The sequence below is a fragment of the Flavobacterium sp. genome, from assembly GCF_027483985.1.
Lineage (GTDB): Bacteria > Bacteroidota > Bacteroidia > Flavobacteriales > Flavobacteriaceae > Flavobacterium.
On sequence record NZ_JAIXTJ010000049.1, the window covers coordinates 1 to 12,253 of the forward strand.

Here is a 12,253-nt window from a genome sequence, read left to right on the forward strand (position 1 = left end):
GATAGTTTGCATCACTTTTACTCGAATATGTCTTCTGTTTAACACGGATAAGAACTTTTAAAAATTAACAAAGCGAAAGAAATTGCTCTTTCGCTTTGCAAAAATAAAACTATTTTTTTTAAACGCTTTACTATTTAGCGTTTTCTTTTTTTCTTTGTTCGATTCTGATTTCAGCCAATGCCATTGCCGCTTTTTGAGGCGTCAAGTTATTTGCTTTTGCATAATCAAAAATTTCTAACGTAGTATTATAGATATTTTCTGTTCTGCGCATTGCTTCTGCTTTATCATAATGAGCAATTTCTGCATAAACATTAATAATTCCACCTGCGTTAATCAAGAAATCTGGTGCATAAACGATGCCTCTTTCTTGCAAAATTGGTCCGTGAATATTTTCATTTGCCAACTGATTGTTAGCCGCACCAGCAATAACTTTAGCATTTATTTTATAAACCGTATCGTCGTTAATCGTTGCTCCAAGTGCACAAGGCGCATAAATATCAACATCTGCAGTATATAAATCGTTTCCAGAATAAATAGAAGCACCATATTTTTTGCTTACTTCTTCTAATCTTCCTTCGTTGATGTCTGTAATTTGAACCAAAGCACCTTCTTTAGCTAAATATTCTACCAAAGTTTCACCAACGTGACCAATTCCTTGCACTAGAACTTTCTTACCGTCTAATTTATCAGAACCAAATTGGTATTTTGCTGCTGCTTTCATTCCCATATAAACACCGTAAGCAGTAACAGGAGAAGGATTTCCTGAACCTCCACGAGATTCTGAAATTCCGGTTACGTGCGGAGTTACGTCACGAACCGTATCCATATCGGCAGTTACCATTCCTACATCTTCAGCAGTGATATATCTTCCTGATAAAGAGTGAACGAACTCACCAAATTTGCGCATCATTTCTGGCGTCTTTTGTGTTTTCGCATCGCCAATAATGACTGCTTTTCCTCCACCAAGATCTAAACCTGTAATGGCTGATTTGTAAGTCATTCCGCGAGAAAGTCTTAAAACATCATTTAATGCTTCCCATTCGTTGGCATAATTCCACATTCTAGTTCCGCCCAAAGCTGGTCCTAAAACTGAATTGTGAATACCAATTATTGCTTTTAATCCTGTATCTTTGTCGTTGCAAAAAACAATTTGCTCGTGATTATCAAACGATAGTTGTCCGAAGACTGGATCCATTTTTTGAAGCTCTTTTGGAGTTGTGATTTCTGTAGTCATAAAAATATATTTGGGTTGCGACTTTATCAATAAGTCATCGCAAATTTAACTTTTTATTCAAAATAATTCACGAAATTTAGTTTTAATTAGCATATTGTTAGTAAAAATTATTTTTATTGAATATTTTAAAAATGTATTATTTCTAATTTTTTAACATTTTTAGAGTTAGTACTAGCAAGATTTAAATAATTAAAATGAAAGAATTACAATATTTAAATAAATATTTTGTCAAATATAAATACCGATTTTTACTTGGTATTATCATCACAATTGTGGCACAAATTTTCAGATTATTCACTCCAAAGTTAATTAGTAAATCATTCAAAGCCATTGAAGACTTTTATAAAACAAACGCAAGCAATGATATAATTAAAGATCAACTTATTGAAAATGTATTACTTATCATTGGAACAACAATTATTGCTGGTGTTTTAACGTTCTTAATGCGTCAAACACTGATTGTAATGTCACGCCACATTGAATTTGATTTAAAAAATGAAGTTTTTAAACATTATGAAGTTTTAGATCAAAATTTTTACAAACAAAATCGCACTGGAGATTTGATGAGTAGAATTAGCGAAGATGTTGGCAAAGTAAGGATGTATGTTGGACCAGCAGTGATGTATACCATCAACACGATGATCACTTTTACTATAGTCATAATCTATATGTATAATGTTTCACCAAGATTGACATTATATACTTTGTTACCCTTACCTATTTTATCCTTTGTAATTTTCAAGTTAAGTGTTGAAATTAATAAACGAAGTACCATTTTTCAGCAATATTTATCTAAAATTTCGAGTTACACACAAGAGGTTTTTTCGGGAATTAGAGTAATAAAAGCTTATGGTTTAGAAAAACAACATCAAAATAACATTAGCGAATTAGCACTAGAAAGCAAATCTAAAAGTATGAAATTGGCCAATGTACAATCCTTTTTTGGTCCGTTGATGGTCACTTTGATTGGCGTTAGTAACTTGGTTGTGATTTATTTTGGTGGATTAATGTACATCAATGGCGAAATTGACAGCATTGGTAAAATTGCAGAATTCATTTTATATGTAAACATGTTAACTTGGCCTGTAGCTACTATAGGTTGGGTTTCATCGTTGGTTCAAGAAGCAGAAGCATCACAAAAAAGATTGAATGAGTTCTTGAAAGTTGATCCCGAAATTAAAAATACCAATCCTAATACTTCGATTATTAAAGGTGAAATTGAATTTAAAAACGTTAGTTTTACCTATGATGACACCAATATTGAAGCATTAAAAAACATTTCGTTTAAAGTTGAAAAAGGACAAACCTTAGCTGTTTTAGGAAAAACTGGTTCCGGAAAATCAAGTATTCTGACGTTATTAACAAGAATGCACGACGTGAAAAATGGTTCGATTTTAATGGATGGAATTCCGCTTGCGTCCTTAAATTTATATGATTTGCGAAATAGCATCGGAATTGTTCCGCAAGATGCTTTTTTGTTTTCAGATTCTCTTATCAATAATATCAAGTTTGGTAAAGAAAATGCTACTCAAGAGGAAGTATTTGAAGCGGCAAAAAAAGCCGTTGTGCACGATAATATCATTCAGTTCAATCAACAATATGAAACCATTCTTGGCGAACGAGGCATCACACTTTCGGGCGGACAAAAGCAACGTGTTTCTATTGCAAGAGCCATTATAAAAGATCCTGAAATTTTACTTTTAGACGACTGTCTTTCGGCAGTTGATACCGAAACCGAGGAACAAATCTTAAATAATTTGTTAGAAATCTGCAAAAATAAAACTACAATCATTGTGAGTCACAGGGTTTCGTCGGCTAAAAATGCTGACAAAATTATCATTCTCGAAGACGGAAAAATTATCCAACAAGGTTCTCATAATCAATTAGTAAACCAAGAAGGCTATTATAAAGAGTTATATTATAAACAACTTTCTGAAAAAGAAGTAGAATAATTCTTGCTTGGTAACATTTTTTTTATCATTTTCGTAAAAGAAAAACTACACTAAAATTGACAGAACGAATATGAGAGAACACGACATGTTAGAAAAAGATGAAATTTTTTCTAAAGTATTGAGAGCAGGAAGAAGAACTTATTTCTTTGATGTGAGAGCTACTAAAGCTGAAGATTACTACATTACCATTACCGAAAGTAAAAAATTTACTGAAGAAGACGGATCGTTTCACTTCAAGAAGCACAAAATTTATTTATACAAAGAAGATTTTACGGCTTTTAAAGAAATTTTAGAAGAAATGACTTCGTTTGTATTAAATAATAAAGGTGAAGAAGTTATTTCTGAAAGACACCAAAAAGATTTCAAAAAAGAATTTTACGCTGAAAAATCAGAAGGTGAAGAAGAACCAAAAACCAACAGTTTTACCGATATTGATTTTGACGATATTTAAATATAAAACAAACTCCAAAAGTTGAAAGATTTTTGGAGTTTTTAATTTATACCCATTTTTAAAGTTATGAAGTACTTAATCCTTTTTATGTTGGTTTGTTTTAATGCGTTTGCTCAAAACAATGTTGTTGATAAATTAATCATTAAAAATTAAAGCTATGAAAACAAAAATATTATTTTTAGCGTTAGTTTTTAAGACTTTATCATTTACACAAATAATAAATATACCAGATATAAATTTTAAGACTAAACTGATAAACGCAAGTACAAACAACCAGACAGCAGGTTAGCCAAACTAATAATTAAAAGATAAAGTTATGGAAAGGTTATTTTATTTAATTATTTTTATTAGTAGTCAAACTTTAGTTTTCTCACAGGTAATAAATATTCCCGATAGCAACTTAAAATTGAAGTTGCTACTAGCTGATGTGAATAGTTATCATTATGCTAAAAATGCATCGAATCAATGGATGAAAATTGATACAAATAATGATGGACAAATACAGCAAAGTGAAGCTTTACTTGTTACAAAATTATATATTTATTATGAAGGAAATCCATCAAATATATTTATAAACTCTCTCACAGGTTTAGAATATTTCTATAATTTAGAGTATATAGACTGTAGGGACAATCCATTAAATACTATAAATTTGCTTGCATCATTAATTTATTTAAAAGTTATATTAGCTAATAGTTGCTCCTTAAGTTCAGTTAATTTAAATGGGATGAATTCTTTAGAAGCTCTTAGTGTCGCTGATAATAATCTTACTCAAATTGATTTAAGTGGATTGTCAAATTTGAAAAGTCTTGGTTGTGATATAAATAATATATCTACTATAGATGTTAGTAATAATCCCTTTTTAACCTCTTTAACTTGTAGATATAATAATCTTAATAGCATCAACATTAAAAATGGCATCAATCATGATTTTAATAACTTAAATGGCTATTACACAGATTGCTGGAAAATAGGAAATCTGAATCTCTCAACAATATGCGCCGATGCTAGTGAACTAACCAGTGTGCAAAATTTTCTAAATGGTTGCGGTACAGCTCAAACTATAAATATTACTAGTAATTGTGGTTTGGGTAGTGATGAGTTTACAGCTAATAAAGTAGTTTTATATCCTAATCCAACTAATAATATTGTTACATTACATAACGATGAAGGTTTTTTTACCACTGTTGTTATTTATAATTATCTTGGTCAAGAGTTAAAACAATTATCTATTATTGATGAAATTGTAGAAATTGATTTAAGTAATTTTACCAATGGTATTTACTTTATAAATTTATTGGGAGAAAAAAACGAAGTAGTAAAAATTATAAAACAGTAAAAAAATAAACAAACTCCAAAAGTTGAAAGATTTTTGGAGTTTTTAATTTATACCCATTTTTAAAGTTATGAAGTACTTAATCCTTTTTATGTTGGTTTGTTTTAATGCATTTGCTCAAAACAATGTTGTTGTAAATAAATACAACAGCAACGGCTATAAAACTACAACTAACAATAATAAATATGGTGTAATAGACAGTACAGGAGTAGAAACTATTCCATTGATTTATGACCAGATTGGCGCATTTTCAGAAGATAAAATTTGGGTGAAATTAGGAGATAAAATGGGTTCGTTTTCAAAAACTGGGAAAGAAATCATTCCGCTTGTTTATGATTATGTTGGTAATTTTATAAACGAAAGAGCGGTTGTAGTAAATAAAGGAAAATACGGTTATTGCAATGCCGATGGCAAAGTAGCCATTCCGTTACTTTATGATATTGCTGACCAATTTAAAAACGGTTTCGCTATCGTGAGAAAATCAGGTAAATGTGGTATGATTGATGTTAACGGAAAAGTTGTACTTCCTCTAATTTATGATACTATTGACGGCTTTGATAATGGCGTAGCAAGAGTTTATCGCGATAAAAAATGGGGTTATATCGACATCAATTTTAAAGAAATAATTCCTTGTATCTATGAAAGAGCCAACTTTTTTAGAGATGGATTATGTCTATTATTGCTAAATGGAAAAATTGGCTTCGCTGATAAATCTGGTAAAATTGCAATTCCTTTTATTTATGAAATGGCCGAAAATTTTAAAAATGGCATAACTACAGTAACTTTAGAAGGAAAAACATTTAGTATAGACAAACAAGGAAAAAAACTTTAAAAATCTACAAACAATGCAAAAAATAGTCACTTTTTTAAACAAATATGCCTTTTATTTAAATATGATTAGCATCGTATTTTGGTCTTATATGATCTATGTAAATTTAAAGCAAATTCAAGAAAATAATTCTTTTGAAGAACGAAAAAACTATTTTATTGTTCCTGTCCTGTTTATTATTTTGTCTTTTTTTAATATTTATATGGCACGAATTCGAAACAAAAAGAATTAACCAATTCGCAAACCATTTTCCACTTTTTTATCGGATGTCAATAACACAATATCCTCTTGGTTTATTGAAGCTAAAACCAAACATTCACTGCTAAATTTGCCAATCTGCTTCTTAGAAAAGTTTAGAACGGCTATGATTTGTTTTCCAATCAATTCTTCTTTTGTATATCGTTTCGTTATTTGTGCAGACGATTTTTTAATTCCAATTTCAGCACCAAAATCAATTAAAAGTTGATAAGCAGGTTTTTTAGCTTCAGGAAAATCGTTTGCTTCAATAATTGTTCCTACAAACATTGCTATTTTTTCAAAATCACTCCAAGAAATTGGTTCCATATAATCGTGTTTAGTTACAAAAGTACAAATTGACGGCTAAACCAAATTAAAAAACCAAAGTTTAAAAAAAATACCTAACTTTATGATTCATAAACTTTGATATAGCATCTTAAATGAAAATAGCACTTTTTTCTAATGAATTTCCGCCTAATATCTATGGTGGCGCAGGCGTTCACATTGATTTTTTAAGCAAGGAATTAGCCAAACTTGGCCAAGTTGAAGTTAGATGTTTTGGAAATCAAGCAGAAGAAAAAGAAACAATGACTGTTATCGGAATCAAATCGTCACTAAATAAAATGATTGATGAACAAAATCCGCACATAAAAATGTTTCATAATTTAAGTAAAAATGTTGAAATGTCACAACATACTTTAGAAGCCGATGTAATTCATTGTCACACTTGGTACACGCATTTAGCTGGAATTTTTTCTAGAGAATTACTACAAGTACCATTGATTTTAACCACACACAGTCTAGAAACCCATAGACCTTGGAAAGTAGAACAGTTAGGAAATGGTTATTTTCTTTCGCGATGGATTGAAAACCACGCTTACAACACAGCCGATGGAGTGATTGCAGTAAGTGAGCAAATGAAAACTGATGTTGTTGAAGCTTATGGAATCAATCCTGAAAAAGTAACTGTAATTCATAACGGCATTGATCCTGATTTTTACCAACCAACATTTGACAACGATTTATTACTTGAATATGGTATTAATCCAGAAATTCCTTTTGTGCTTTTTGTGGGAAGAATTACTCGTCAAAAAGGGATTTCACAATTAATTTCGGCTGCAAAATATTTTAATAGAAATTGTCAAATCGTACTTTGTGCAGGCGCGCCTGATACCGATGAAATTGCCAAAGAAACCGAAGAACTAATTACTGAATTAAAATCAGAAAGAGAAGGTGTCATTTTAATATCTGAAATGCTGCCGAGAGAAAAAATTAAAGTTTTATACAGTCACGCTCGCGTCTTTGCTTGTCCGTCTTTATATGAACCTTTCGGAATCATTAACCTTGAAGCATTATCTTGTGAAACTCCAGTTGTAGGAAGTGCTGTTGGTGGTATTCCTGAAATCATTACCGAAGGAGAAACCGGCTATTTAATTGCACTTGAAAGTATTTCAAGAACCGATTTCAATCCAAAAAATCCGGACGTTTTTCAGAAAAATTTTGCTTCAAAAATCAATCTGTTGTTAGAAAACGAAACCCTGGCAAAAACTATGGGAAAAGCAGGAAGAAAAAGAGTTTTAGAAAAATTTAGTTGGGAATCTATTGCAAAAACAACCTATACTTATTACGAAGAAGTTATTTCAAAATTTGAAAAAGAAAAAGCATAAAATCTAGCAAGATGAAAAAAAGTACACTAGCCATAATTTTAGGTGGCGGACAAGGCTCAAGATTATCTCCACTGACTGAAAGTCGTTCAAAACCAGCAGTTCCAATTGCGGGAAAATACCGTTTGGTAGACATTCCGATATCTAATTGCATCAATTCTGATATAAAAAGGATGTTTGTTTTGACCCAATTCAATTCGGCATCATTAAATCAACATATCAAAAACACTTATCATTTTAGTCATTTTAGTACCGCATTTGTTGATATTTTAGCTGCAGAACAAACGCCTGATAATCCAACTTGGTTTCAAGGAACGGCTGATGCTGTGCGCCAATGTATGAATCACTTTTTAAATCACGATTTTGATTATGCTTTGATTTTATCAGGCGATCAATTGTATCAAATGAATTTCAACGAAATGATAAAAGCCCATCAAGAAAGTGGTGCTGATATCTCAATTGCCACTTTACCTGTTACAGCAAAAGAAGCTCCTGAATTTGGTATTTTAAAAACCGATGCTGAAAATTTTATCACTTCATTTATAGAAAAACCAAGTGCCGATTTATTACCCGAATGGACATCAGAAGTAAGTGAAGAATCAAAAAATGAAGGTAAACATTATCTAGCTTCGATGGGAATTTATATTTTCAATAGAAGTTTGTTAATCGATTTAATGTCTAACCAAGAAACCAAAGATTTTGGTAAAGAAATCATTCCTCAAGCTATCGGGAAACAAAAGATTTTAAGTTATCAATATGAAGGCTATTGGACTGATATTGGTAACATCGATTCGTTTTTTGAAGCCAATTTAGGATTGACTGATGATATTCCGAAGTTTAATTTATTTGATAATTCCGGAAAAATCTATACACGTGCTAGGGTTTTGCCTCCATCAAAAATTACTGGCGGAACAACGGTAGATAAATCAATAATTGCCGAAGGTTGCATCATCAACGGAACAAAAATTGAACATTCTGTCATTGGAATTCGAACAAGAATTAGCAGAGATTCTATCATTACAAACTCTTATTTGATGGGTAATGACTATTATCAAAATTTAGATGAAATTAGTCACAATAACTACAATAATATCGTTAACATTGGAATAGGAGAACGTTGTTATATAAATAATACTATCGTAGATAAAAATTGTAAAATTGGGAATGATGTGAAGCTCAATGGCGGTAAACATTTAAAAGATACCAACACCGATTTGTATACGATAAAAGATGGAATAATTGTGATAAAAAAAGGGGTAACCTTACCCGATAGATTTACAATTTAAAACTAGAAAACGCTCTTAATTGAGTGTTTTTTTTTTATTTTTTCACCAACACAACCTCTAATGGTTTATTAGCTTTTCGGCCAAATTGAACGACATAATCTTGAGCTTGATTAGAACACAAAACAAACAAATCGAAAAATCCTAAATCAACAATTTGTGTTTCGAACTTTCCACCATTTTCTGTTCCGTCAATATCTTCGATTTTAACTTTGACTTGATCAGCAGGAAATGTGTTTACGATGGATAAAAAATAATTGTCTTTTGCATAAGGAAAAAACCAACGTTCTTTCTTGTTTTCAGCAGCAACATCTGACTTTAGTTCCTCTTCAATTTTATAGTTAAAAGTAAAAACTAAAGGTTTGTTTTCATCCTTCCAGCTGTATTTACTGTTAGTATTTATCAATTCATTCCCATTTAAATCGACCAAAGAAACTTTTAAATTCTTGATATTATTTTTTGCACCTTCCTCGTGGATATTCAAAACCAAATACGACGTAAAATCATACCCACAATGTTGCGCTTGGCCCAAATCTTGTGCGTTTAATGAAATCGTGAATAAGAAAAAGATAAAAAGATGTCGCATTTAATTTTAGTAAAGTTTAAAAATATTAACTCGAAAGTATTTCAATAAAAAATCCGCCACGAGACGGATGCAAAATTAATTCATTGTAACATAATTATATACTTTCATCCTTTGTTCATCAGTTAATGGAGTATTTTTTTGCATATCAATTAAAATTGGAGCCCATTGCTCAGCTGTAAAGCTCTTTCGATTGTATAAATTATGGCATTTAGCACAATTATTTTCGTACAAATCTTTACCTTCTTGCAACTCAGCAGTAAGCATTTCAACAACTTGTGGTGCTGGCAACTGTTCGGTAACCACTTCGACTTCGGCAGCTTTATCTTCAACTTTTTCGACATTAGTTATTGGCGCAACAACTGGTTGATAACTCATTGATTTACTGCTATTTTTAGAAGAACCACACGAATATAAAAGCATTCCGACTAGGACAAAAACTGCTATTTTTATTTTCATAATTTATTGATTAGTAAAGTAAATATACAAAAATATCCCAATAAGATTAACTATTGGGATATTTTGCTATAATTTTATAAGGATTTCTTTGTTATTTCACGTCCATTAATTCAACATCAAATACTAAAGTTGCGTTTGGTGGAATTACACCTCCAGCTCCATTCGCACCATATCCAAGATAAGATGGAATTACGAAACGAGCTTTATCTCCAACTTGAAGTAACTGAATTCCTTCATCCCAACCTTCGATTACGTGACCTTTTCCTAATGGAAACTCGATTGGTTTTTTTCTTGGATAAGATGAATCAAATGTTTTTCCGTTTTCTAATTGACCTGTATAGTGTACAGAAACTGTTTTTCCGGCTTCAGCTTTTTTACCATCACCTTTTTGAATGATTTTATATCGCAAACCACTTTCTGTTTTATCAAATCCAGCCGCTAATTGTTCCATAGCTTCTTCAGCTTGCTTTTTAGCATCTTCGATTCTTTTTAATCTTGAACCTTCAAATGTTCTAAAAGCTTCGATTGCATTCCATTTTTCGGCCTCTTCTCCTACTCTAACAATTTCTAAAGTTTCAATTAAATCACCTTGAGCAACTGCATCAACTACCTCTTGACCTTCAACAACATGTCCAAAAACAGTATGCTTACCATCTAACCAATTTGTTGGAACGTGCGTAATAAAAAATTGAGTACCATTGGTGCCTGGACCAGCATTTGCCATTGACAATACACCTGGTCTATCGTGTTTTAAACTTGGGTGAAATTCATCATCAAATTTATAACCTCCATCACCTGTACCAATTCCTTGAGGGCAACCACCTTGAATCATAAAATCAGGAATTACTCTATGAAATTTCAATCCGTCATAATAAGGTTTTCCCATTGGTTTTGCAGTATTTTCTAGTTGACCTTCAGCCAAGCCAACAAAATTACCAACTGTTCCTGGTGTTAAATCGTGTGTTAATTTTACTAAAATTGAACCTTTTGACGTGTTGAATTTAGCATATATTCCGTTTTCCATTTGTATATTTAATTTATTTGAGGTGCAAAATTACAAAATTATAATTATTTATATTTACAAAATAGTATTTTTGAAATAGTAAGATCATTAAAATGACAAATGAATTAGATTATATCCACACAAATAAAAAAACTTGGAACGATAAAACTGATGTTCACATCGCTTCAGATTTTTATGACAATCAAAGTTTTTTGGAAGGAAAATCAACTTTAAATTCCATTGAATTACAACTGCTTGGCGATCTTGAAGGGAAAAAGATTTTGCATTTACAATGTCATTTTGGACAAGATACTATGACGTTTTCAAGAATGGGCGCACAAGCAACAGGAGTAGATTTATCAGACAAAGCAATTGGGCGCGCTAAAGAATTTGCAGAACAATTAAACTTGGATACTACATTTGTTTGTTGCGATGTTTATGAAGCTCCAAAACATATTACTGACAAATTTGATGTTGTCTTTACAAGCTATGGTACTATTGGTTGGCTTCCTGATTTAGACAAATGGGCGAAAGTTATTTCACATTTTTTAAAACCCAATGGAACATTTATTATGGCTGATTTCCATCCAGTAGTTTGGATGTATGACAATGATTTCAAGGAAGTATTCTACAGTTATTTTAATATTGAACCGATTATTGAAGAAGAATCCGGAACTTACGCCAACAAAGAGGCAACATTACATACCAAAACAATTAGTTGGAATCATCCCGTTTCAGAAATTTTAAATTCATTAATAAAAAATGGTTTAGGAATAAATAGTTTCAATGAATATGATTATTCACCATACAACTGCTTCAATGAAACAGAAGAATTTGAACCAAATAAATTTAGGATAAAACACTTTGGAAATAAGATTCCGATGGTTTATGCTATTAAGGCAACTAAGTTGTAAAAAAAGAACCGCTTAATTTCTTAAGCGGTTCTCAGGGTTTAAACAATTGTATATTAAATAATCTACAATTTCGTAATTATAAATTCAGATCTTCTGTTAGCTTGGTGTTGTTCTTCTGAGCAGTTTGATTGATTTGTTGGTTCGCAACCGCAATCGTTTACTAGCTGAGATTCTCCATATCCTTTACCTGTAATTCTGTTTTTGTTGATTCCTTTTGCTACTAACCACGCGATGGTTGATTTTGCTCTTCTGTCAGACAGTGCCATATTGTATTTAGCCGTTTGACGACAGTCTGTATGAGAACGCAC

13 protein-coding genes are annotated in these 12,253 nt (G+C 31.4%); 7 read left to right on the forward strand and 6 right to left on the reverse strand.

Translation table 11 applies throughout. From position 1 onward, the window contains the following. Nucleotides 1-130: 130 nt before the first annotated feature. A complete protein-coding gene (locus Q0050_RS12290; RefSeq protein ID WP_298396208.1) occupies nt 131-1,234 on the reverse strand; it encodes a Glu/Leu/Phe/Val dehydrogenase in 1,104 nt (367 codons plus the stop codon). Nucleotides 1,235-1,428: 194 nt separating this feature from the next. Between Q0050_RS12290 and Q0050_RS12295 the strand changes: the two genes are divergently transcribed. From Q0050_RS12295 to Q0050_RS12310, 4 genes are all read left to right on the forward strand, one after another. Then, entirely contained in the window at nt 1,429-3,186 is a 1,758-nt protein-coding gene (locus tag Q0050_RS12295; protein ID WP_298396211.1) for an ABC transporter ATP-binding protein, read from the forward strand. Between the two features lie 70 nt (nt 3,187-3,256). Further along, nucleotides 3,257-3,637, forward strand: coding sequence for a PUR family DNA/RNA-binding protein (locus tag Q0050_RS12300; RefSeq protein ID WP_298396214.1), 381 nt, complete (start codon nt 3,257-3,259; stop codon nt 3,635-3,637). A gap of 316 nt (nt 3,638-3,953) precedes the next feature. Continuing rightward, nucleotides 3,954-4,976, forward strand: a complete 1,023-nt coding sequence (locus tag Q0050_RS12305; RefSeq protein ID WP_298396217.1) for a T9SS type A sorting domain-containing protein — start codon at nt 3,954-3,956, stop codon at nt 4,974-4,976. A 67-nt stretch (nt 4,977-5,043) separates the two neighbouring features. After that, nucleotides 5,044-5,805, forward strand: coding sequence for a WG repeat-containing protein (locus Q0050_RS12310; RefSeq protein ID WP_298396219.1), 762 nt, complete (start codon nt 5,044-5,046; stop codon nt 5,803-5,805). 225 nt (nt 5,806-6,030) lie between these two features. On the opposite strand, the gene Q0050_RS12315 is transcribed toward Q0050_RS12310, so the two are convergent. Beyond that, nucleotides 6,031-6,366, reverse strand: coding sequence for a tRNA-binding protein (locus tag Q0050_RS12315; protein WP_298396221.1), 336 nt, complete (start codon nt 6,364-6,366; stop codon nt 6,031-6,033). Nucleotides 6,367-6,479: 113 nt separating this feature from the next. On the opposite strand from Q0050_RS12315, the gene glgA reads away from it, so the two are divergent. Together glgA and Q0050_RS12325 are read left to right on the forward strand one after the other, a co-directional pair. Beyond that, entirely contained in the window at nt 6,480-7,706 is a 1,227-nt protein-coding gene (gene glgA, locus Q0050_RS12320; RefSeq protein ID WP_298396224.1) for a glycogen synthase, read from the forward strand. 11 nt (nt 7,707-7,717) lie between these two features. After that, a complete protein-coding gene (locus tag Q0050_RS12325) occupies nt 7,718-8,989 on the forward strand; it encodes a glucose-1-phosphate adenylyltransferase (protein WP_298396227.1) in 1,272 nt (423 codons plus the stop codon). Between the two features lie 34 nt (nt 8,990-9,023). Here the strand turns inward: Q0050_RS12325 and Q0050_RS12330 are convergent, their stop codons facing one another. From Q0050_RS12330 to Q0050_RS12340, 3 genes are all read right to left on the reverse strand, one after another. After that, nucleotides 9,024-9,572, reverse strand: a complete 549-nt coding sequence (locus tag Q0050_RS12330) for a hypothetical protein (RefSeq protein WP_298396230.1) — start codon at nt 9,570-9,572, stop codon at nt 9,024-9,026. A gap of 75 nt (nt 9,573-9,647) precedes the next feature. Beyond that, nucleotides 9,648-10,028: a cytochrome c gene (locus Q0050_RS12335; protein WP_298396232.1), complete on the reverse strand. Its 381-nt coding sequence runs from the start codon at nt 10,026-10,028 to the stop codon at nt 9,648-9,650. A 91-nt stretch (nt 10,029-10,119) separates the two neighbouring features. After that, the gene (locus Q0050_RS12340; RefSeq protein WP_298396235.1) at nt 10,120-11,052 is read right to left on the reverse strand and encodes a peptidylprolyl isomerase; all 933 of its coding nucleotides are present in this window, start codon (nt 11,050-11,052) and stop codon (nt 10,120-10,122) included. A gap of 92 nt (nt 11,053-11,144) precedes the next feature. On the opposite strand from Q0050_RS12340, the gene Q0050_RS12345 reads away from it, so the two are divergent. Next, entirely contained in the window at nt 11,145-11,945 is an 801-nt protein-coding gene (locus Q0050_RS12345) for a bifunctional 2-polyprenyl-6-hydroxyphenol methylase/3-demethylubiquinol 3-O-methyltransferase UbiG (RefSeq protein ID WP_298396238.1), read from the forward strand. A 62-nt stretch (nt 11,946-12,007) separates the two neighbouring features. On the opposite strand, the gene Q0050_RS12350 is transcribed toward Q0050_RS12345, so the two are convergent. Next, nucleotides 12,008-12,253: OmpA family protein (locus Q0050_RS12350; protein ID WP_298396241.1), on the reverse strand; the 246-nt coding region annotated here is incomplete at its 5' end.

Coding starts and splice junctions, on each gene's coding strand:
- Q0050_RS12290 (WP_298396208.1), bottom strand. CDS start 1,234: ATGACTACAGAAATCACAACTCCAAAAGAGCTTCAAAAAATGGATCCA.
- Q0050_RS12295 (WP_298396211.1), top strand. CDS start 1,429: ATGAAAGAATTACAATATTTAAATAAATATTTTGTCAAATATAAATAC.
- Q0050_RS12300 (WP_298396214.1), top strand. CDS start 3,257: ATGAGAGAACACGACATGTTAGAAAAAGATGAAATTTTTTCTAAAGTA.
- Q0050_RS12305 (WP_298396217.1), top strand. CDS start 3,954: ATGGAAAGGTTATTTTATTTAATTATTTTTATTAGTAGTCAAACTTTA.
- Q0050_RS12310 (WP_298396219.1), top strand. CDS start 5,044: ATGAAGTACTTAATCCTTTTTATGTTGGTTTGTTTTAATGCATTTGCT.
- Q0050_RS12315 (WP_298396221.1), bottom strand. CDS start 6,366: ATGGAACCAATTTCTTGGAGTGATTTTGAAAAAATAGCAATGTTTGTA.
- glgA (WP_298396224.1), top strand. CDS start 6,480: ATGAAAATAGCACTTTTTTCTAATGAATTTCCGCCTAATATCTATGGT.
- Q0050_RS12325 (WP_298396227.1), top strand. CDS start 7,718: ATGAAAAAAAGTACACTAGCCATAATTTTAGGTGGCGGACAAGGCTCA.
- Q0050_RS12330 (WP_298396230.1), bottom strand. CDS start 9,572: ATGCGACATCTTTTTATCTTTTTCTTATTCACGATTTCATTAAACGCA.
- Q0050_RS12335 (WP_298396232.1), bottom strand. CDS start 10,028: ATGAAAATAAAAATAGCAGTTTTTGTCCTAGTCGGAATGCTTTTATAT.
- Q0050_RS12340 (WP_298396235.1), bottom strand. CDS start 11,052: ATGGAAAACGGAATATATGCTAAATTCAACACGTCAAAAGGTTCAATT.
- Q0050_RS12345 (WP_298396238.1), top strand. CDS start 11,145: ATGACAAATGAATTAGATTATATCCACACAAATAAAAAAACTTGGAAC.